Consider the following 21608-nt stretch of genomic DNA (forward strand, 5'->3'; position numbering starts at 1 on the left):
CTTTTGCTTATCGGCTCATCCCGCCTCGTTGCAGTTCGGTGCGCTCGATCGCAATGCCGTGGTTGTAGCGCACCGTCACACCTCGAAGGGAAGTCTGCGGGGCAGCGCGGATGAAGTCGCTTTTAAGGTGCGCGATGCACTGGTTGATGCCGATCTTCTGAAGCACGTACTCGCCAGCCTGCGCGATGACCGGGCCGTCGTACTCGCCCGACTGGCGATCTGCAGGCGTCGCGTGGAGGCCTAATGCTTCAGCCGCGCGGACGGCGACGCGGAACTCGGCGATTGCTTGTTCTGCTGCCGTTACCATACGTGGCGACGCGTAGTCTACGCCCGGATATTCCGTGACGGCCTGTGCCAATAGGGGATCGGTCCTCATGCGATCGACGAGCAGTTGATGAACTGCAGGCGCATCTTCCATTTTGAAAAGAGCTTCGTGGGCGGGACTCTCGTGAACCGTTGCTCCGAGCTCAGCATTTGCGGCTGCTGTGAGGTAGTCCTTTACTGCTTGGTCTGCGCGGCGGATGATCTCGGGCGCCGGCACGTCGGTGAACACGACTGGAGCAGCGAAGGTCGGGCCATGCAGCAGTGGTCCGGCCGCTTCGGGAATCGCAATTTCGGGTTCCAGTGGTTGTATCGCGGCGTGCGCTGCATTCGCCGGTTGCTGACTGAGCGGCACCCACGAAGAGACATAGTTGGGATCGGCCTGAACCTTTTTGAGTTCAGTCAGAACGTCGGCCGCGTCGCGGCGTAGCATTTCGAGTTGGGCCTGCTGAGGGAAGGGCTTTTTTAACTCGTCGCGCGCCCGCCCGTATTCCGCCTTTTCCGACTCGCGCCGCTCCTCGGCGTCGACGACGCGGGTGTCCAATTTTCCAAGAAAGTTGTCAATGCGGCTGAAAAAGCCCGACAGTTTGAAGTCGTCTTCGGGGCGGTATGTGAGGTTATCGGGCGAGTAGAGGTGATGGCCTTTAAGTTGGAATCGAATGGATCCGCGATCGCAGTATGTGCCGACCTCGAAGCCCCGGTATTGTCCGACCGGGAACGTCCGTATCTCCTCTGTCGAACCGCTCGACTTGCTTTCGATGGCCTGCTTCATTGAGGCTAGTACGAGACCGTGCACCTGGTTGTTTTGGTCTTTGCCGTAAGTCCGCCCGCCCGCAACGAAGCGGAATGCGTCGGTCGTATTTTTGTCGCGAATTGCGATCTCCATGCGGGCGTTCGCAATGGAGTTATCGGCGCGCTTATCGGCATCCGCGAGCCACGCGACCCGGCTTTCGAGGGCGTGCCGGCTGCGCTTGAAGTTTGAGTAGACAGCTTCGAGCTTTTTCAGATCTGCGGACAACTGCACCTGCTGGAAGATCAGCGGATTGCCGGTGGCCGCCGCCTTCATTTCAGCCGCGTTTGCTGATTCGCTTGCGACGTCTTCGATGACACGCTGCAGCGAGTCGCCACGACGGAACTGTTCGATTCCGGCTGCCTTGTATTCGATCGTCTGCCACATGCGTGAATCGTAGGTTTGCTTCGTCGCGTAGCGGTAGATCTCAATCTCGAAGCCGTCGGGGTCCTGTTCGTAGAACAGGTTGCCTTGCCGCTCGATACGTCCCTCTCGCTGCTCCAAGTCGCTCGGACGCCATGGCGCGTCGAGGTGGTGAAGGGCGACCAGGCGGCGCTGGACGTTTGTGCCCGCACCCATTTTCGAGGTCGATCCGAGCAACACGCGAACTTCGCCACGGTTCATTGCGGCGAACAGCTTCTGCTTTTTCGCGTCGGTGTCGGCTTCGTGAATGAACCGGATCTGATCGGCAGGAATGCCCCGCGCGATCAGCTTCTCCCGGATGTCGTTGTAGACGCTGAACTTGGCGCCGCGAGACAACAGTTCGTCCATCGAGACAGACGGCGTATCGTCCGGATCGTCATGTTCGACAGACGGGTCTTCTGCGTTGTCTGTGACCGCTTCAGGGCGGTTCGTCGCACCGCGGATATCTTTTGGAGTGCTGAGGTCGCAAAAGACAAGCTGGGTTCCTTTTCGCTCGTCCCAGCGCTCGTAGATGTCGATGATCCGATCGATGGCGGCGTTTGTCTTGCTGCCGGCGAAGTCCGGCGCGTCGGCGTCGACCAACCGGAAGTCCAGGCCGGCCTTGCGCGCGTCGTTCGTAATCTTGAGCGGATTGTCAATACGCGGGTCATCCGGCAGGTTCTCCATGCGGTGGATGATGCTGCCCGGGTTCCAGTCCATGACGTTCGTGCCATCTGCACGAATACGCTGCTGGCCGTCTTCGCCGAGCTGCGCCGACTGGATGCCCATGTATTGAGCCTGCATGGGCGATCGATCGACAATGACGTTTTGCGGCTTGCCGCCTTTGACCCTCGGCACCGGGAAGCGTGTGCCCTGCGCAGCAGCCTGCTCCTGCAGATCCGTTTTCGTGATGACGTCGGCGAAGCTGCGATAAAGATTGATGAGCTCGGGCACGTTCTGGAACTTTGCGAATCGACTGTTGAGCTTGTAGTTGACGCCAGTGGCGTCGAGCTCCCAACCGGTCACAACCTGACCAAATGTGCTGGCCCAAGCGTCGAAGTGGACGATGCCGCGACGTTTGAGCTCATCGTATTGCATGTATCGCTGAACGGTATAGAGCTCTGCGATCGTGTTCGAGATCGGCGTGCCAGTGGCAAAGAATACGCCGCGGCCATCATTCATCCGCTGGACGTATCGCGCCTTCACAAAAAGGTCAAAGGCTTTGTCACTGCCCGCGAGATTGCCGAGTCCGGAAACGCGGTTCATCGTCGTGTTGATGAACAGGTTTTTGAATTCGTGGCTCTCGTCGACGAGCAGGGCGTCGACGCCGAGGTCGGAGAAAGTCACGGCCTGATCTTTCAACCCCGTCTCTGCCGCACGCTCGAGCTTCGCTCGCATGCGGTCGCGGGCTTTCTCCATTTCCTTGACGGTGATCTTGTCGCCGCTTTCCGTCTTCAGCTTCGCGATGGACGTGGTGAGATCATTGATCTGCTCGTTAAGAATCTCGCCGAGCATTTCTTGCGGCATGCCGATCTTCTTGAACGACGAGTGCGCAACGATAACGGCGTCCCAGTTGCCGGTGGCGATCTTCGCGAAGAGGCGTTCGCGGTTCTCCTTTGCGAAATCGGCCTTTTCCGCGACGAGGATGTTGGCATTCGGATAGAGCTCGTAGAACGAGTCTTTCCACTGAAGCACGAGATGGTTGGGAACGACGACCATGGGCTTCTTCATCAGGCCCATGCGGCGGGACTCCATGATCGCGCCGATACACACGAAGGTTTTGCCAGCGCCGACGACGTGATCGAAGAGGGCGCTGCCTTCCTGTACGCCACGCCAGATTGCGTCCTTCTGGTGGGGGCGCGGAGTGATGCCGAGCGAAGAGCCGGGGAGGGTCAGGTGAGAACCGTCGTAGCGTGGTGCTACATTGGTGTTGAATCGGTCGTTATAGAGACGCGCGAGCGTTTCACGGCGAGTGCGATCCTCCCACACCCAATCTATGAACGCCTGCTTGATCTCATCGGCCTTTTGCGTTGCTGCCGCAGTCCTCGCTTCGTTGATTTGGTAGACGGGCCCTTTCTCGTCTATCCCAACCTGCTCACGGACCTGGATCGCGCGACCGGTCAGGATACTGGTGATGAGTTCGTTCGCCGGAATATCCTCCGTGCCCCAGCGTGCCCGCATTGTCGTGCGGTCGCTGGATGCCCCGATTCTGGCGACCCATTTGCCGAGGGATTCTTGGTACGAGATATTCCGGTTGACGTTGCCGAGAAGATGCGTGACAAAATCGCTGATGACATGCTCGGGCACCCAGGTGGAACTGAGGGCGACGCTGATGTCGACGGGCTCAATGTCGGGCGGAAGTACCTTCGTCAATGCCTCTACGTTCGTGAGGTATTTTGGATCGAGCTTGGCGGCGACCTTTGCTGCAGCCAGTTTGTCCTTGACGTTGCCCGAAAGGTATTGGTCCGCGGTTTCCCAGCGCCGTAGCAGTGGATTGCGGTAGATCAGGCCGGACAGTTCGCTGACAATCTCTTCCTCTGGCTTGCTGGCGAGTCGGGCCATCAGATCCATATCGACGCGGCCAACGTCGTTCATGCTGACCACGAGTGCGTCCTTGGCTGTCTCGACGTGCGTGATCTCGCGCCGCGGCGACATGACTCGCTGCGTGAAGATCGCTGCCTTCTTTGCGCTAGGCTCGCGAGGATCGGCGCCGGTCTTCTTGGCGACGTCCTTGGAGATGCCTCGGTCGTAGTCGCGCTCGAGCGCGTGCAGAAGCGGATATTCGGGGTCGTCAGAAAACGCCTGCTTGTTCGGCTGGGAACTAATATGACCGTGTCGCTTGACGAAACGGTCGTAGACGCGATTGAGTTGGGAGCGGTGCCGTTCCAACTCGATGTCGGTGGTGGACTCGAACTGTTCCGCAGCCATGAGCGTGCGGACCGCCGTGCGGATCTCGACCATGCCACGAATGCGCTCACCGGCGCGGTCGTTTTTCAATTCGACCCATTCGTACTGCGGATCTTCGAGAAGATCTGGTGTCCGTCGTGCTATGCGGCCGTCAGGCGCGACGAAGAACGCACCGACCTTTGTGGCGACCGGCACCTCGATTTGCTCGACGGGCTCGACGGCGACGGGATTCGTTGCGATCGAGCGCTGGTAGATGTTAGCCGGCAAGCTGTCGATCGCACGCGCGAGATCTGCGCCAAGATCGCTACCTGCGCGCTGAACCAGCGCGGCCTGGCCACCTCGGTACATGGTGCCGACAAGCGCCATCTCGCCGAGCATCATGTCCGGGCGTTCGGCGAAATAGCGGTTGAGTGGATATTCCTCGCCCGTCGCCTGGTCAAGTTGTGTGACGGTCTCGACCCAGCTTTTGTCGAGGTGTTCGCCTTCGGCAGCTTTCTGGAAAAAGACGATGTCGGTCGTGACTTCGGTAAGCGCGTTCTGCTTGAAGGCGTTGTTGGGCAAGCGGATTGCGCCCAAAAGCCTCGCGCGATCGGCGATGTGTTCGCGAGCCGGCGAGACTTTCGCGTCCATAAAGAAATTGCTGACGACAAATGCTGCGACGCCGCCCGTGCGTAGCTTGTCGAGTGATTTCGCGATGAAGTAGTTGTGGATCGAAAACTGGCTCAAATCCGTGTGCCGAGCGTCGTACACACTCTGGCTGCCGAAAGGCGGATTGCCGACGACCGCGTCGAAGTGCTCACCGGGGATCGTGACGTCCTGATAGCCCTTGTTGATTATTGAGGTCGAAGGGTAGAGGTGCTTCGCTATGCTCGCGGTAAGCGGATCCAGTTCGATAGCCGTGAATTTGCTGTCCTTCCGCAACTGTTCGGGGGCGAGGCCGATGAAGTGACCGACGCCTGCAGCGGGTTCAAGGATACGGCCACCGTCGAATCCGAAGCGATCGAGACCCCGGTAAATGCCCGAGATGATGGTGTCGGAAGTGTAGTGCGCGTCCTGCGTGGAGCGCCGAGCTGCGTCGAATTCGTCAGCCGTCAGCAATTCCGTGAGTTCACGGTGCTCCTTCGCCCAGTCATTGTTCTGTGTGTCGAATGCCTGGGGGATTCCGCCCCAACCAACGTAGCGGACCAGTTGGGCTTGCTCCGCTGGCGTGGCGGGACGGCTTTCAGCCTTGAGAAGCTTCAGCGTCCGGATCGCAGCGACGTTGTCCCGATACTTCGTTCGGGCGCCGCCTTCACCGAGACGGTCCGCAGGAGTGATCCGATAGTCGGTGGGAGCGACTACAACTCGGTGTTGATCTCCAGCGCCTGCAGGATCTCGTGGGGCATCGTTCCTGCTGCCTGCTGCTCCAGTGCCGCCGTCGTGCTGAGCGCCGACTGCTCCGTCTCCTGCTGCTCCAGAAGGCGTCCCAGCAGGACCACTTCGCCTTCCTTCTCGAGGTTCTTCAGAAGGTCCGGCGAATTGAAGGCCCAGCGATCCAGAATCGCCCAGCCGAAGCGGTTGTAGGGTGCCTTGTTCACCGAGCGGATCGTCTCCGGATCCAGAACCTTCTTCGCGATCTCCAGCGGTTGCGTTTTGCCCGTCAGCATTTGTTGCTCCTTGTCTTTGTGCAGTGGTGATTGACTCGTCGACGATGTCGATTTCGCTGTTGAGGCGTTCGATCGTTTCGAGCGTGTTCGTGAAATCAAAGTCGAAAGCGAGTTGATTATCGGATGCCGCCGACGCTTGGCGTTTCGTTTTCATGCGCGACCTTTATCGTAACCGCGAAGTTTGGTACCCTCCCGGTGCCGTGACGTCACAATGGCAGGGGAGCCTCGGCTTGATCACAGGTCGCATCTGTGATTGAGTGACCGATTCGTGTTAGCGCACGAGCCGGTCGCTCCTTTTCACCGCGGTTCGATAATAAAATATTTATTGCATATGTCTCAAATCAAAATAGGATTGATGGGAAAAATTCTGCTTATTGTCAGCAATATTCCGGCTGATTCATCGCCTCGAACGCTTCAATCACACCGAGCGTGAGGTATTTCCCATGACAGTCGATTTCCTTCAACCGGTCGGGCGATACCTGTTCGACATGCCATCGCTCAACTTCTTCATGGACGATGGTACTCAACACCGCATTCCGTTTCGGCTTGCGACTTGCGAACCGGGCGACCCGAAGCAACGGGCCGCGGACGCTGTTGCGTGGCAAAACGTCCACTACAACGGCCACCTGTTTCATTTGGACAAGAAACACGTGGTCACCAATGGTCGGCAGCGTCGCGTCAAGGTCTCGCAGACCGGCTTTGACGAACGGGAGTTCGCTCAAGGCAAGGTCGCACTTCTGCGGGTGGACGAGAGCGCCTTTCTCGCGTTTGAGCGCTTGGATCTGGGCAGTGACTGCCTCGCGGACCGAACACCCAGCAAATCGCTCGGCTGGGTCACCATGAAGGAAGAGGGACCGATACCCAGTCTCCGAGATGAACGGGTGTTCTAGACGAACTGCATGCAACTCAACGTGCCCATGAATAAAGGCCGGTTCGTAGACGACAACGGTGGGCATTCCGTCCACCTCGACATAAAACCGACCAGCTTGGCCCCACATCGGATCGTGTCCGTCTTGCGCTGCTACTGCAGCTTCGATTTGCGGGCCAGGGCTCGACTCATCGGCGTAGGAGCCGAAGTTCGTCCCTCCGTTCAGCGTGTCAACAAGCCTGTCATATGCAGTTGACGCGTCGTTTGCGGCGGCCGCATCGCCAGCGAGTACAGCTTCGTGATAGGCCACAACCAAGCACTTAGCCTGCTCAATGTCTTCTTTCGAGATGATCGTCATAGCGTCCTCCTGTGTGCAACATAGTATGCATGCAACATTGCAATGTCAAGAAGCAATTTTCACCAGTGAAAATGACAACGCATCATCTAATATGCAATAAACTATGCATAATGTTCAAAGGGGGCGAGATGGTTCTTCATTCAGCAGGGATTGGAGGTGACGCACTGATTGCGGCGCTCGGGCTTGCGATCGGTAGCTTTCTGAACGTGGTCGTATATCGTCTGCCACGCATTGTGCGTCTCAAGGCGTTGGGCCGGCGCCCGGAATTTTCCCTGGTGCGGCCGCGGTCAGGGTGCCCCAAGTGCGGTCATGATCTGGCCGCCTGGGAAAACGTGCCGGTGCTGAGTTTTGTCTTGCTGGGCGGCAAGTGTCGCGCTTGCGGCAACGCCATTTCGTGGCGTTACCCGATTATCGAGACAGGGACAGGGTTTGTTTTCCTTGGCGCATATGCGCTGTTCGGACTAACAGCACTGTGGCTGTGGGCCACGGTACTTGGGGCTCTTCTGATTCTCTGGGCGGGTCTGATCATCGAAGGCGAGGGCGTCCCGCTGAGTGTTCAGATGTCCTTCATGCTGGCTGGCGTTGCCTACAGTGTGCAGTCGGCTCGTGGTGCTTGGCCCTCTGCGCTGGCCTGCGCTGGCCTCTATCTCCTAGTACTAGCGGTATCGCGGCATATTGCCCGCGGGCAGGCGGCCGATTCGCTAGCTCGAGGAGCAATCTGGCCGTTGCTCATCTGCGCGGCGCCTTGGCTTGACCTTCATTGGATCGTCGCGGTCGGCGTGTTTCGTGTGGCGTTGTTTGTTTTGCGTCGGCTGATGCGGGGCAAAAGCGAGTTTGACCTGACGAAGGTGGCTGGGACGGTGGCCTGCGTGGCGATCCTTGGGTGCTTTGTCGCTATGAACGTCGACCTGCGGTCGCAATTTTGAGAGGGCTTATGAATCAGTTTCACTATGACGGCCGCTTGCAACCGACCATTGCGAGGGCAGCATGAAGGATCGAGGCTCTTTTCGAGCGTTAGCTCGGGTGATCATGCGTCGTTGCGCGCTCAGGCTTTTCCGTGTCGACGTCCAATACACTGCGTTGACTGTCGACGCGCTTGCGGCTGAAGCGTGCGTAGTTACCTGTAATCACGTGAGCTTGCTGGACGGTGTGATCGTTGCCCTGGCTTCTCCTGTGCCGCTAGCGTTTGCTGTGGACACTGATTTTGCCCGCCGTTCCAGGGGGGCGGTGATGGGCCTGAAGGCGCTTGCGTGGCTCGGGTTCGGGGTGGTCGTGCCGCTCGACAGCACCGCGCCCTTCGGCATGCGGGAGCTGATGCGGCGGTTGCGGCATGGCGAAAGCGTGATGGTTTTTCCCGAAGGCCGGATCTCCGTCAACGGCGAGCGGGGAACGGACGCACCGGGACTGCAATGGCTGATTGATCGCACTGGATCGAAGGTTGTGCCTCTGGAAATAAGAGGCGCCGAGCGCAGCATTCTGTTCGCCAAACGTGGGTGCCATTGGTGGCCGCGAATCAGCCTAATTTTCTAGGGCGGGTGGCAATGACCGGATGGCAGAAAGTGAATCAGTATTGCCTGCGGCACGAATCGGGGTCGTGGACGATATCGAAGTCTTTCGTGTTTGATGTGCCTCGCTACCTGCTGTGGCAGGGTGAAGAGATCATGGACGGTCCATTCGCCTCGGCCGAAGGTGCGGTGCGCCGATTCGAAGAATCCGCAACTAACGGTCTGCCCGACAACCCCGCACCACCTAACCTCGCGCTATCAGCCCCCGAGCACGCCGACGCCCAAGCAAGCAGCCAACAGCAGGGGGAAGCAATGCAGCGGAGTCGCCTTAACCTGGCGCCAAAAACAGTAGCAGCATTTCCGACGGCGCTCAAAGAGCGCGGCGCCCGAGAATACCGATGCGTACCCGTTCCTGCTGCAGCAGACAGCGTAGCGTCTCGAGTCCTACCAACTGGCTGCCCACGTCAGCCTTCCATACTCGGTCGATCGTCTGCCGCAATCGCTCTACTTCATCCAGTACATTTCGAAGGCGGACTATTTCCAGCAGCAGGCGATGAATGTCAGGGTCCGCCAATTCGTACCGGACCCACATGCGGCGCATCTCGTCAACTACCGGCGGCCTGAACTCGGGAAGTCTCTTCACGCAACTCACCTGATGCACTGTATAAATGTACAGTATAGGCTATGCGATGGCGCCGAGCCACTCAAGCGCCCAGTCGATGTTGGTAGTAGGGAGTAGCGCGGTCGTCGAGGATTGCGAGTTGGGAGGCAAGGTCGCCAGGATCCGGATTGAATGAGGACCCTACCGCGCGTGCAATTTTCGCTGGTGAAAATAGGTAGCGGTAGAGCCGGCGAAGAGATGCCGATCGCGGTTCTACGGTTTTTTACGCTGCCTGGGGGTGGTCAGAGGGCCGCGCGAACGTGGTTTAACGGTCGCCATGAGATCCGCGCGCAGGGCTGCGGCGTCAGATTGCGCGTCCTTCAGTTCCTGTCGGAGGGCGGACAACTCGCTGTCTTTGGCCTGTTCATGCCGCTTAGCTTCTTCTAGTCCCCGCTCGGCCGCCTGTCGGGCTTCGATCGACGCTTCAAGTTTGGCGATGGCCACAGCAGCGGACTGTTCCGCGTTCACCCGCGCCGTGCGCTCGGCTTCGAGTTCACGTCTAACGTCGCCGAGATCATTTTCCAGCCGCGGCATCGCTTCGAGACGAAGCAACGCCTTCGCGAGCTCGGTTCGCGCCGATTCCGCCGCCTGGCGTTCCGCCGCGGCGTCCTGACGCGCGGCGTCACGTTCTGCCTCCACCTGACCAAGACGTCCAGACAACTCGGCCTTTTCCCCATGCACAGCTTCAAGCGACGCGGTCAGGTTCTCTACAGTCAAGGCCTGCCGCTCGGACTCGAGAATGAGATCAGCGTTCGCTTGGTTGGCAATGTCGAGTTCAGCGCGCAACTCGGTCCGACTCCGATCGACCTCGGCCGCAACGAAGTCGAGCAGGCCCCGCTGTAGTGCCTGCGGAAGGACAACCGGGGGCTCCGCAGGCCTGACCTGCGCGTCTTGCCACGCCTGAAAGAACTTGAGCACCGTTGCCATCGATCCGGTGCCCAAGCGCTCGCGGATAGCGCGCGCGGTCGGCCGGCCGCCGGCGTCACGAATGCTTTCCGCTGCTTTGCTGACTTGGTCCTGGGTGATATTCGGTTCGCGAGCCATAACGTAACCTCGTTTTATTAATGTTACGTTATGATACGTTATGTTATGGGAAGCGCAACTGGATTTTGAGTGCTAAAGCGCTCAGGCGCCAAAGCGAGCCCGTGCTGCTCGACGGCGCGGCCGATCCGTGATGTGCGCATCGCGGAAACCATAGGCCAACATCATCAATCGCGGGTCGGCCCGTGACAGTACCCGTCTAGCGGCAAGCCGAAAGAGCACCACGTGTAGTAGGCGTCGCGGTGTTGCTGGAATTCGGCGCCGACACCGCATCATCAGCGACTCATCAGGATGTGCAATTTCCGGATGGTACTGTTTCAGCCGCCGACGCAACCCTTGGCGACGACCGCGCCCATCGTGCTGGGCTCGGGAGATGACGGGAGCAGCACTGGAAGTAAATCTCAGACAAGTATGCAAACAGGTCATGTCGAACAATTACTTGCCGAAATGTACCCAAAATTAGTTCGTGCGACTGGAGGGCGGGCTAGTTTAGGGACCGGCCCTATTTACTAGCTACTCTGATAATTCTTATTATCAGAGTAGTGCTTAATAGCTAAAATGCGGGGGTAGGGCCAGTCCACCAAGGAAAAACGGGCGCCGCTTACACTCAACACACCAAATCGGGGGCTTCTTGTCATCACTCTTTCCCGCGCGCGGCGCCGCAGCCGCGCTTGTCGACAAAATATCGAAGGGCTTGAACTGGTCGCTGAACCGACGGGTCACCCTGTTCTCCACACACGGCACCAGGCTGCGCTATTACCGGATGCTGAACTGGCGCGACGTGCTGGTGCCGCGCCTCGAGCGGCGATTCCAGGCTGTTCGGAGACGGGCGCGTCAGGAAGGATTCTGGGAGAACCTTTACGTCCACGTGGACCGTGACCACCGTGCCGTCTCGCTGTTTCTGGGCGTGCACCCAGTCGGCCTTTCGTTAAAGGTGCAGAACCCCAAGACCACAGCTACAGAAGGCGGCGCCTCGCTGGTGTTTTCCCAGGCCGTGACCGGCAACGTCGCCGTGTTCTTGTATCCGTACGACTCCGAGTTTATGCACCAGCCCGAAAAGCTCATTGTCTGGCGCGTGTTCTCCAGCCCAACCGATATCACGCGGCGCACGATTGACGCGGCGCTGGTCGACGCGTTCCGGTATTGGCGCGTGTCCAGCGTGCTTGACGGCGGGTCATGGTGGGATCGCAGGCGCATCGGCATGTTGCGGCGTCGCGACCGCTACGGGTCGGAAGATAAGGCGCTGACGACGCGGCCGAGCGTCATGCAACAGGTCGTGAGCGAATTCCTCGCCTGGTGGCCGGTCGCCGCGGTGCTCGCCTTCAGCGGCATCGTGACGATCGTGACCGGCTGGCACGACTTCACCGACAAAGTCGGTGGCACATTCCACGCGGTAGCCGGTGCAAAGAGCCCAGTCTCTGCGAACGCGCCGCAGACGCACGCAGCACCGGCTGTCCGCGCGAGCGCCGCAGCGATCAATCCGGCACAAGCGAACCATGGCTAATCAGCCTCAAATTCTCACGCATGAGCGGACATACAGCCGCAACGACTTCGCAGCACTGCGTGCGTTCGTGCAACGGGTACCCCCGACAACGATCGCCCGCCTGTATTTCACCGAGGACGAAAACGGCGACGAGCCGACCGCCGCGTGGGCCGAATCGTTTCTGCGGCGCATGCAGGCAGATCTCGTCGCCCTTGCAATTGAGCACGGTTCGGCGGTCCTGGCCGATCACCTGAAAGCCTCCGCTCGGCAGCACGGCAGCGCACGGCTGACCGCCGTGATTCTCAAGATGGTCGAGCAGGCTGCGCAGCTCGCCGCGGCAAAGCCTGCAGTCGGCCACGGGGTCGGCATGTGGTTCCGGCCCATCATTGCGCGGCACCTGAAGGCCGTCGGCATCGGCACGCTTGCCGATCTGATTGACTTCTGCAACCGGCGTGGTGGCAGTTGGTGGCGGGCGGTGCCGCGCATCGGCGCCGGGCGCGCCCGGCATGTGATTGCGTGGCTGTGCCGGCACGAACAAACGCTGGGTAAAAGGGTAGTCGTCGAGGTTGACCTCGCCGATCCGCTCAGGGCGCCGGACGACAAGCTGGTGCTGGTCGACATCGGCGGCACGGTGCTCGTACCGCTGGAGCGCATGCGGGTCGGTCAGGCGCTTTCAGGCGTCGACGGCGTGAATCGCGCCCAGACGTTCCCATACATCGCCGCGCGCCACGACCTGGACGCGGTGCTAGGGTACCTTCATCAATACCGCGATCAGCCGAAGACGCTGCGCGCCTATACCAAGGAACTCGAGCGTTTCCTTCTGTGGTGCATTCGTGTGCGCGGCAAGGCACTCAGTTCCATGCTTGTCGACGACTGCGAAGCGTACAAGGACTTCCTGTCCGCGCCGATACCGGCATTCGTGGGCCCGCGCGCTCAGCGCGCCTCGGGCCGCTGGCTTCCTTTTGCGTCCAGCAACCTGTCTGCCGAGAGCCGCCGGTACGCGGTGCGCGCACTTCGCGCGGCCTTCGCCTGGCTGGTAGATGTGCGCTATCTCGACGGGAATCCGTGGAAGGCGGTCAAAGATCCGCCGGTGGTCGAACGCGAGGTGCCGATTCAAGTGGGCCGGGCGATCCCCGGCGATCTGTGGGAGGAAATGCGTGCGCAGATCGACCGTGCAGCGTCAAAACCGGATGCAACGCGCTGGCGTACCGTCCGGGCGATGTTGTTGCTCATGGGCGACTCGGGGCTGCGTCGCGATGAGGCCGCTCGGGCCCGACGCGAGAGTCTTGTCGAGTCTCAATACGATAGCGAGGACGAGGACATACGGCTTTGGGAGTTGCAGATCGTTGGCAAGCGCAGCCGAGAGCGCACGGTTGCAGTGAGCCCCAACGCGATCGATGCGCTGCGCGCCCATTGGATAGACCGTGGCCGCGACTTCGACGCGCCCAATGCGCAGGGGCCACTGATCGCGCCGACTGTCATACCGCGAACACCCCAGGCGCTAAAGAAACATGGGCTAGACCCGGCGTCCGTTGCAGCCGCGGGCGGGACGAAGGGCATGACGACACCCGACGCGGACCTGCCGTATTCGACCGACGTTTTCAACCAGCTTGTCGACTGGGCAAGAGAGAAGTTGGTCGCCGAGATGTCAGATCTGCGTCCCGAGGTTGCACGACGACTGGCAGGGATCTCGCCGCACGCGTTCCGGCACACGTTCGGCACGCAGGCCGCTGCTAACAACGTCCCGGTCGACGTGATCCAGCGCGCGATGGGGCATGCCTCGCTGGGTACGACGACGATCTATACCCAGCCGGAAAAGAGGCGGATGATGCGCGAGCTGGGCCGTCTCTACTCGCGGCGCCGGGAAGATGGAGGCAGCAGCAACAACGGCGAATGAAGTGCCGTGCAGATTTTCGCCAGTGAAAATATGCACGTCTGTCGCGCAGTACTGTTGTAGGTTGTCAGAGAATTTGGCGAGATACCGGCGATCTCAACTGCAGCGCAAAAGTTGGCCTTGTTCACCGTGCGTCGCTCGGGGACGCATTTCGACCCACTGATTCACGTATCCGCCATCGTGAGGCGGCGGCTACAGAGTGCATTCCTGACGTTCGCTCGTCAGCAGCTGCGAGTGACAGCTCTCGCTGCAATCAGACTCAGTTGGAACGCCGGTAAGGTGAATTTGATCGGGATTGGGTACGAAGCTGGTTACGGATCAATAACGTCTTCGCTGGAAAAAGATGCTAATTTGAAGCAGGGCTATGCTCGCCCAGTACGTTTGCGGCGAGAAAGAAAATGGAGGCGGAAATGTAAAAACGGAGCAAACCCCCTATTGGAAGATTGCCCCGCTGGTGGGATCTGACGCTACCCGACTTCGACAATCGAAGTATCGTCAATCCCCCGCCTGCGGTCAAGTTTTTGCGCCCAAATTTTTCTAATCTCGCAAGTCGAGAGCTGCGGGTTGGGATGGTGACGCGACGCGACAAACTGGCTGTTGCTTCACCTCGGGCGCATGCTGGCGGCCAATACGCGAGTTCACCGCTCGCAGGAACATATGCGTTCTCTTCTACCCATGCTGAGAGACCCATTTTGGCCGTCCGTTCAAGCGTTGGACCCTGCGGCGCGAGTCGGGTGGACGGGTCTAAATGGTGGTCGCAAAAATCGCTGACGGTTAGTTGCGTCTAGCACGCTTGCGCAACGTGTTACATATATTAAAAAAATGAAATACTGTGACGGATTGCGGCCCGAGCCGTCACAGCAGATTTTCACTAGTGAAAACGCTCTCCCGCCGCGGCTACCCTCCTCGTCGACCGCGACGCTTGCGTTGCTCGCCACCGGATTCGCGCGGCGCCGTTGACGATCCGACCTGTGCATCGCGCGCCTTTGGTTTTCCTTGCGCGTATTCGATGACCAGAGACGCGCCCTGCTCCACTACCCTGCCCTGCACGGCCGCCCTTTCATGAAATATGTACGCTCCAGTGGCGCTGCGCTGCGCGATCCAATGCTCGTTTTGCGCGACAACGGTCCCATCGTAGCGAGCGTCAGGATCGGGCGCGACGATCACTGCGTCGGCGTCGTTCGCGGCGATGCTCAACGCGAGCGCCCTTCTCGCCTCGTCTGCGCGCTGCCGATGCGAACTCTCCGAAGTGCGGGAGTTGCGACGTGTGGACTTCTGCTGCGCATCGTATTTGTCCCACAGCGGCTTCAATTCCGGATTTTTCACCTTGATTCCGACTTCGGCTGCGGCTTTGACCATTCGCTCGGTAAAGGTCGCGTCGCTGCCAGTCAGGACGATTGATGGTCCCCATTTCTGCCGAGCATGCAGCAATGCCACGCGCAACTCTTCGTCGCTGACCGTGCGCCTGTCAAAGGTCAACTTATGACCCCGGTCAGTAAATAGCGGATCGCCCTCTGCTTTCTGGTATCTGACATTCCCGTTATTAGTGACAGACCATTGCATGCCGTGGATAAGCTTGAGCAGCACGTCGGCCTGGTGCGGGCGAATGACGTTTGAGGTCGCAGGCCGGATTGCGTCTTCTGAGCGCTCGTGTTGGAGAATCTGGCGCATCACTTCCTCGATGTCCTCTTCGGACATCTCGGTTTCGGACGCTGAGCTATCGCCGGGGGCGAGCTCCACTCCTGCCTCCTTTTTTGCCTCGCGCCTATCTTGATAGACCATGCCGCGCAATGCCTTTACTGCGGCCTCGTCACCGGAGCGCGCCTGTTCCTCAACCCATTTCCTCCATGCCGGCATTGGCGGAAGATCGGCGGTTAGCGATCGGCGACGGCGAGATCCTTCGGCGTCAATGGCAAGCCTTGCTTGCATTCGCTCCATAGCGAGAAGGCTGTACTGTTGCCGCTTGGCTGTGTCTGACAGCCGACCGTCGTTCTGGATAGCTGCGCGCCTTCCAGCGAAGTCGGTACGCAGAGCCTCCAATTGCGCGGCACGCCATGAGGCGATTTCTTTTCGTCCGTTGGCCAGTCCAGCTCGTGCCTTGGCTGCATCGTCGCGGGCGCTCCGAAAGCGCTCAATCAGCGCAGTGCGTTCTTCAGCCCGCTCCAGACGTCGCTGCTCACGCTTTGCGGGATCTCGCTTTGTGGTCCGCGCCGGCCGCCGTGACTCCGATTCGGCTTTTTCTAAAGGTGACGTTTTCCGACCCGGCGCGCGAAGTGGTGCGGTCGACGGCACGAAGTCCCCAAGCCGGTCCGGCAAGTCGTTCAACCGGAGCTTGCGAAGCGCCTTGCTCGCCGGCAATCGAACGATCTCCGCTGACTCGTTGACTGCCTCTAGTTGCCAACTGCTTGCGCCTGACTTTTTCAAGCGCATCCCATTGTCGGCCAGCACCTGATGGATTGAATCCCATGTCGGTTCGGATTTCAGCGCTGCTAATGCCTCATCCGCGACAACATCGCGACAGAAAGAGATGAGGCTTTTTTCGTCGCTCCATGTTTCCATCTGCGCGGCGCCGCCTTCGAGCTTTTCGTGGACGATTTCGTCGGATTCCACAAAGCCGTCGTTGGGCACAACAAACTTCCGCCGGTCTGGTGTTTGGCGAACGACAAACAAACCATTGTCGTGAAACCATTCTTTCTCGATCTCGATATACCGGGCCTCTCTGTGCAGCGTCTTGCGCACCCATGGAAGCGCCTGAGATTTAAAGGTCTTGGGGTGAACTCGATTAACCTCAATATGACAATGAATATTGTCTGTATCACCGTGGATCGCCATGATCGCCTGATGCTCGTCAAGCCGGATCGATTTCAGCAAACGGCGGCCGGCCCAGAAAATGTCTTCGTTCGACGGCCGCTCATGCTCGGGCCAGCTGACGATGATGTGCAGCACAGGTTCAACGACGCGCGTATTTTTTGCGGCAACTGCGTAGAGCTCGACAGCCGCCGTATCGAGGCTATTGATGTGCTGCAGGGAAACGGCGATACATTTATCGGCGCCTTGCTCGTTTTTCTCGCTCGCGACGTAGGTTGTCAAGTCGCCGAAGCCCGGTAGGTCGCGCACGTCGTCGTCCATGCCTTCCGTGATGTACTCGGTCAGCTTCTTGAAGTCGGACTTCTTGTCGCGCCGGCCCTTCGGAATTTTCACGATCATGGCGCTAGATCCGTTTCATCGCGTGAACAATCTCGCTCAGCACCGCGCGCACTTCATCGTCGGAGACCGCAGAACGTGGATCTGCATACAGGGCGCGGACCCGATCCGCGACGTCACGCAAGCCGAGGATGGCGTCGACGTCGTAGCGCGTATCGACGCGACGGCCGAGGGCGCAACGCCGCACGTAGTCGCTGAAAGACAGACAGGCTTTCGCTGCGCGCTCCTCGATTTCAAGTGCGTCCGTGGGCGTCAGCCGCAACTTTTTCGTGACGCTCGCGGTAGTAGCCTTTTTCCTGAATGTCATTCATACCTCATAGATCTATCCATCTGCGCCGACGGCAATGATGGCGATGGTTTTCGCGCAGCGGGGTCTCGGGGCGGAGCCCTGAGTTTCCCCCAGTAGGGGTGGGATGCGACGGGCGCGAAGCGACCTAGCATCTCACCCCGGTGGGGTCACAAACTTTAGTTTGTGGCCACAACTGGCATCCTGTCCGAGAAGTTGGTTTTTAGTTGTTGGTGGAATTGTGCAAGAGTTTACAATAAATACGTAGCAATGACGGATGCTGGACGGTCGGACGTTTTGTCCGGCTTTTCAGCATTGAGCGAAAGCGAACTGGATGAAAGCCCGCCGATCATCCCGTGGATGATCGGCGGGCGAATCTGCGAGGAAAACGGTGATGACGTCTTCGGCAAAAACGGGCGCCAGTTTGAAGCGTATTGGTGTAGTCGACCGCCAGGCGATTGAAGCCAGTTTGGAGGTGGCTGCACTAGCGCTGTTGCCGGACGAATACACACAACGCGATGTCTTTCGTGTATTGATGCCGAAGCTATACGTGATGCGAAAGCGTGGCTTCGGATTCAGGCAGATTACGAAGCTGCTGGAGCAGGCCGGGCTCGGCTTAGCGATTGGGACTGTACGCACGTACTACTACGAGTTCCTTGTTGAGATGCTCGAGGAGTGCGACCTGTATGCGAAAAAGGCGGAAAAGACGCTCCGCTCCGCATCAACCGCTTCCGGCTCTGCATCCAGCGAAGAGGCAGTCATGCAGGCACAGGCACAGGTCCGCAGCCAGATCGACGGCGCCGCGCAGACAAAGGCGTCAGCCGCAGTAGGACGATTGGTGGCAACGTCGACCGGCGAGGCCGGGGCCTGGATGGCCCCGGCGCCGAGCCCGGCGGCTGTAGATCAGCCGCCGGGCTCGGAAACGCCCGCTGCGCGGGGCTATGCAAAACCAACGACGCGCCCCTCCGGGGCGACCCCAAAAGCACCTCCAGCAAACCCGACCCCGCGCGCCGCTAGCGGCGCGCGGACCACGCCACCCGCCGCGCTCGCTGCGCGCCCGGTGGCCAACGGCTCGGTTCGTTGCCTCACCGAGCCCGGTCCAAAGGAGATCGAAGAGCCGTCCGGATTGCCAGAGGAGGCCTATTCAGACGCAACGCTGGAACACCCAGCAATTAACGGCCTCCAGCTGAACCGCGCGCAACGGTTTTACACGGCTCGCCTGCGATATGTGTCTGCCGCCGGCGAGACTGCCATGGAGAAAGGGTCGGAAATGGTCAGCCGTCGCTCATGGTCCGAACCCAAGGCGGTGGCGACGGGTCGGACCAGTGGAGATTTCGTCGAGATGAACTCGGCAATCCTAGGTAAGCGCCCGGAATCCAATTAACCAAGGAGAACACGATGCTGACGCTAAGCAATTACGAGGTTTATTGCACCCTGAAGTCGATCGCTGAGACGACGTACCCGGATCGGGTCGACAAGATGCGCAACTTTTCAGTCGAAGTGCTCGCGCAAGAGAGTCGAACGCGTCACGGCGACTACCATCCGTCAACGCGGAAGATTCGCATCTATAACTTGAGCCGCAAGACGGCATTTATCATCAAGACGACGATTCACGAGCTCGCGCATCACGTCGACTGCTGCTTCTACGGCAAGACAGCGCACGACTTGCAGTTCTATACAACCTACAAACACCTTCTTGAAACCGCCCACGTCATGGGCGTGATCAATATCGCCGACGTAACGGACGAGATCGACGCTCGGGACATACTGCAGCTTGAGAAAAAGGCGGGCCGTCTCGTCTACGACCAGCAAGTGGCCAAAGACGGCCTTTTGATCAAGGTCGATCGCGCCTTCGATATCCGTGATCTGTTGAAGGAACGCGGTTACCGGTACTCGGCAACAGAAAAGGTCTGGGTGCTTGAGTGCGACGATTCGATTCTCGAAGACGAGCAAGGATGGCTGCACGGCGTAACGGACGCGACGAACGTCAAAGTTGTACGCATTGCCGAGAACACCATCGAATCTGTGTATTTCTGCATTCTCGGAAAGAATGGCTTCTACGGTCGACAGGATGAACTGAAAGAATTGGGATTTCGATTCGACCAGAAGAAGGGTTGGCTCAAGCGCATTCCAGCAGCCGAGCAGGCAAGTCTCGCTCGTCAGGTCGAAAAACAATTCGGAGTGAAAGCCACCTTCCGCGGCAAGCTCTGATTTTCACTGGTGAAAATCAGCCTCGAATTAAAGAATTATTTTATATTGTCAAATACGCACAATGTGCATACAATATTTGTTGTTATGAATATTTCATTGAAAAGCTTGCGGGTGCTGATCTGAAGACCCGTCGTCACTGGGGAGAACATGCATACATCCGAATTTCACCGTAACAACGTCCGTTTCGCGTATCTGGCAAAGCTCAATGCAAAAAAATATGGTCGCGTGGCCTGGCAGGCTGGCCTTAACAGCCATGCCGGTGCGTGCGCTCGCGATGAGAAACGGGTCTGCGAACGTCTCTCCTACAAGTACGAACTGGAGGCAAGCGACGACTTTCATTTCTCGCCTGCGCTAGACCGGTTGGAGCACTACGCCCGCTGCGGGCGACGTATCCCTGCGGTCGTGCCACTCGAACTGGAGAGCAATGAGGGCAAACTCCGCGCGTGGTACCAGTGCTACCTGCTGCCTGGCGTGCGTAGTGAGCGCCGCTGGCGCTGGGTAGTGCAATCGGTGCAAACCGGCGGTGTCGTGCAAGTGGTCGAGCACCGCTGCCTGTGGACCCTCCGTGAAATTGCAGCGCACTACAGTCGCCTTGATACGCGCTGCTTGCGAGGGCATTGACGATGAGCAGCCCCTCCCAAGGATGGGCGCCACCTCCGACGCACATTCGCTCGGCGCGCCTAGCCGCCGGACTCTCACAATCAGCCGCGGCGTCAGTCATCTATCGAACGCTTCGCAACTGGCAACAGTGGGAACTCGGGGAGCGGCGGATGGATCGTGCGCTCTGGGAGCTATTTCTCATTAAAACCAACATCGGCCTCCAGTCATACGGTCCAGCCGATTTCGAGTCGCCTTCGGCAACAGGAGCTAACCGTGCTGACTGAGAAGTTGATTGATGACGCGATTGCCCGTGGAGCATCCGATGTTCACATTCTCCCTGGGAGCCATCCGGGTTTCCGCGAGAAAAATGGCGACATCGAGCTGGTCTCTACCTATCCAAACGTATCCGCTTCGGATATCGAGGGCGAAGTTGTTCGGATGCTGACCGAGCAGGGGCGACTACATCTGCAGCGCAATAGGCGCCATGACTCCGTTTTGGTATTGGCGAGTGGCCGGCGGGTCCGTCGCCACATATTTCGCCAAACCAATGGTCTTGCAATCGCGTGCCGACTGGTTGCATCCGAGATCCGACCGTACGATTCAATTGGTGGTCCGTCTGTCATACAGAACATTACCCAGAACCAGACCGGGCTCATTCTGCTCACCGGCCCGTCGAATTCCGGCAAGTCAACCACCTTGAATACCATGGTGGACGACATAAATCGCCACCAGAAACGCAACATCGTCACTGCAGAAGAACCAATTGAATTCGTGCACACACCGATCAAAAGTCTGATATCCCAGCGGGAAATCGGCGTCGACACCCCATCGTATGAAGATGCCATCTACGACTCGCTGCGCGAGGACGTGAACGTGCTAATGCTCGGCGAGCTCCGCGACGCGCGGGCAATCCGGGCTGCGGTCGCAGCCGCCGATACTGGCTTGCTTGTCGTGGCGTCGCTCCACTCACGCAACCCGCCTAGCGCCGTGCAACGAGTCATTGATGCCTTTCCGGCAAACGAACAGGATCTTGCGCGCTCTATGCTGGCCGACAGTCTGAGACTGATCGCGTCGCAAGCTTTGGTAAAAACGGCTGACGACAACGATCGCGTCGCCGCGTTTGAAACGCTCGTGAGTACATCGGCCGTCCGAAATCTGATTCGCACGGGAGAAATGAGCCAACTGAATTCAGTCATGCAGACTGGCGCGAATCATGGCATGTGCACCTTCAAGCAATCCGTCGACTCATTGGTCGCGCAAGGTCGTATTACTCGAGCAACTGGCGAGCTCGTTCTTCGCGGTCGAGGCCACGACTCGTAGCGAAGGCAACAGACTGGAATCCGTCACCTTTCGTAGATCGCCTACTTTCGCCAAAGGTGACAGATTCCGGCCCGAAGTCGAAAGCGCGGCGGCGTCCTTAGTTCGAAAGGT

15 protein-coding genes are annotated in these 21608 nt (G+C 59.0%); 8 read left to right on the plus strand and 7 right to left on the minus strand.

Annotated elements, in window-relative coordinates; genetic code table 11:
* Positions 1-7: 7 nt before the first annotated feature.
* The 3 genes from J3489_RS24655 to J3489_RS24660 form a co-directional block, all read right to left on the minus strand.
* Complete coding sequence (locus J3489_RS24655; RefSeq protein WP_242540271.1) at positions 8-5518, minus strand: helicase-like domain-containing protein; 5511 nt, start codon at positions 5516-5518, stop codon at positions 8-10.
* A gap of 239 nt (positions 5519-5757) precedes the next feature.
* On the minus strand, positions 5758-6066 hold the full coding sequence (locus J3489_RS37855; RefSeq protein ID WP_242540272.1) for a hypothetical protein: 309 nt from the start codon (positions 6064-6066) through the stop codon (positions 5758-5760).
* Positions 6067-6443: 377 nt separating this feature from the next.
* Positions 6444-7292 carry a hypothetical protein gene (locus tag J3489_RS24660; protein WP_207002558.1) on the minus strand — a complete coding sequence of 283 codons (849 nt, stop codon included), beginning with the start codon at positions 7290-7292 and terminating at the stop codon, positions 6444-6446.
* A gap of 128 nt (positions 7293-7420) precedes the next feature.
* Between J3489_RS24660 and J3489_RS24665 the strand changes: the two genes are divergently transcribed.
* Together J3489_RS24665 and J3489_RS24670 are read left to right on the plus strand one after the other, a co-directional pair.
* Entirely contained in the window at positions 7421-8218 is a 798-nt protein-coding gene (locus J3489_RS24665; RefSeq protein ID WP_207002560.1) for a prepilin peptidase, read from the plus strand.
* A gap of 61 nt (positions 8219-8279) precedes the next feature.
* A complete protein-coding gene (locus J3489_RS24670) occupies positions 8280-8822 on the plus strand; it encodes a 1-acyl-sn-glycerol-3-phosphate acyltransferase (protein WP_207002562.1) in 543 nt (180 codons plus the stop codon).
* Positions 8823-9167: 345 nt separating this feature from the next.
* Here the strand turns inward: J3489_RS24670 and J3489_RS24675 are convergent, their stop codons facing one another.
* Positions 9168-9440, minus strand: a complete 273-nt coding sequence (locus tag J3489_RS24675; protein ID WP_207002564.1) for a hypothetical protein — start codon at positions 9438-9440, stop codon at positions 9168-9170.
* A gap of 231 nt (positions 9441-9671) precedes the next feature.
* Complete coding sequence (locus J3489_RS24680; protein ID WP_207002566.1) at positions 9672-10502, minus strand: DNA-binding protein; 831 nt, start codon at positions 10500-10502, stop codon at positions 9672-9674.
* Between the two features lie 691 nt (positions 10503-11193).
* Between J3489_RS24680 and J3489_RS24685 the strand changes: the two genes are divergently transcribed.
* Entirely contained in the window at positions 11194-12003 is an 810-nt protein-coding gene (locus J3489_RS24685; protein WP_207002568.1) for a hypothetical protein, read from the plus strand.
* Positions 12004-12172: 169 nt separating this feature from the next.
* On the plus strand, positions 12173-13879 hold the full coding sequence (locus J3489_RS24690; protein WP_309491422.1) for a site-specific integrase: 1707 nt from the start codon (positions 12173-12175) through the stop codon (positions 13877-13879).
* 894 nt (positions 13880-14773) lie between these two features.
* On the opposite strand, the gene traI is transcribed toward J3489_RS24690, so the two are convergent.
* Both traI and J3489_RS24700 read right to left on the minus strand, forming a co-directional pair.
* Complete coding sequence (gene traI / locus J3489_RS24695) at positions 14774-17083, minus strand: TraI/MobA(P) family conjugative relaxase (RefSeq protein WP_207002571.1); 2310 nt, start codon at positions 17081-17083, stop codon at positions 14774-14776.
* 4 nt (positions 17084-17087) lie between these two features.
* Complete coding sequence (locus tag J3489_RS24700) at positions 17088-17387, minus strand: plasmid mobilization protein (RefSeq protein ID WP_374193487.1); 300 nt, start codon at positions 17385-17387, stop codon at positions 17088-17090.
* A gap of 373 nt (positions 17388-17760) precedes the next feature.
* Here J3489_RS24700 and J3489_RS24705 point away from each other — a divergent pair, with 373 nt between their 5' ends.
* The 4 genes from J3489_RS24705 to J3489_RS24720 all read left to right on the plus strand — a co-directional run bounded on the left by J3489_RS24705 (position 17761) and on the right by J3489_RS24720 (position 21497).
* Complete coding sequence (locus J3489_RS24705; protein WP_207002573.1) at positions 17761-18750, plus strand: hypothetical protein; 990 nt, start codon at positions 17761-17763, stop codon at positions 18748-18750.
* Positions 18751-18764: 14 nt separating this feature from the next.
* Positions 18765-19577, plus strand: coding sequence for a hypothetical protein (locus J3489_RS24710; protein WP_207002574.1), 813 nt, complete (start codon positions 18765-18767; stop codon positions 19575-19577).
* Between the two features lie 147 nt (positions 19578-19724).
* Positions 19725-20198 carry a hypothetical protein gene (locus tag J3489_RS24715; RefSeq protein WP_207002575.1) on the plus strand — a complete coding sequence of 158 codons (474 nt, stop codon included), beginning with the start codon at positions 19725-19727 and terminating at the stop codon, positions 20196-20198.
* Positions 20199-20450: 252 nt separating this feature from the next.
* Positions 20451-21497 (plus strand): type IV pilus twitching motility protein PilT, encoded by a 1047-nt coding sequence (locus J3489_RS24720; RefSeq protein ID WP_207002576.1) that lies wholly within the window; start codon positions 20451-20453, stop codon positions 21495-21497.
* Positions 21498-21608 lie beyond the last annotated feature (111 nt).

Origin of the sequence: Trinickia mobilis, from assembly GCF_017315705.1 — a bacterium.
Lineage (GTDB): Bacteria > Pseudomonadota > Gammaproteobacteria > Burkholderiales > Burkholderiaceae > Trinickia_A > Trinickia_A mobilis.

Excerpts from the sequence above, each read along its gene's own strand:
- J3489_RS24680 (WP_207002566.1), bottom strand. The coding sequence starts at position 10,502 with ATGGCTCGCGAACCGAATATCACCCAGGACCAAGTCAGCAAAGCAGCG.
- J3489_RS24715 (WP_207002575.1), top strand. The coding sequence starts at position 19,725 with ATGCATACATCCGAATTTCACCGTAACAACGTCCGTTTCGCGTATCTG.
- J3489_RS24660 (WP_207002558.1), bottom strand. The coding sequence starts at position 7,292 with ATGACGATCATCTCGAAAGAAGACATTGAGCAGGCTAAGTGCTTGGTT.
- J3489_RS24705 (WP_207002573.1), top strand. The coding sequence starts at position 17,761 with ATGACGTCTTCGGCAAAAACGGGCGCCAGTTTGAAGCGTATTGGTGTA.
- J3489_RS24700 (WP_374193487.1), bottom strand. The coding sequence starts at position 17,387 with ATGACATTCAGGAAAAAGGCTACTACCGCGAGCGTCACGAAAAAGTTG.
- J3489_RS24710 (WP_207002574.1), top strand. The coding sequence starts at position 18,765 with ATGCTGACGCTAAGCAATTACGAGGTTTATTGCACCCTGAAGTCGATC.
- J3489_RS37855 (WP_242540272.1), bottom strand. The coding sequence starts at position 6,066 with ATGCTGACGGGCAAAACGCAACCGCTGGAGATCGCGAAGAAGGTTCTG.
- traI (WP_207002571.1), bottom strand. The coding sequence starts at position 17,083 with ATGATCGTGAAAATTCCGAAGGGCCGGCGCGACAAGAAGTCCGACTTC.
- J3489_RS24665 (WP_207002560.1), top strand. The coding sequence starts at position 7,421 with ATGGTTCTTCATTCAGCAGGGATTGGAGGTGACGCACTGATTGCGGCG.
- J3489_RS24690 (WP_309491422.1), top strand. The coding sequence starts at position 12,173 with ATGCAGGCAGATCTCGTCGCCCTTGCAATTGAGCACGGTTCGGCGGTC.
- J3489_RS24670 (WP_207002562.1), top strand. The coding sequence starts at position 8,280 with ATGAAGGATCGAGGCTCTTTTCGAGCGTTAGCTCGGGTGATCATGCGT.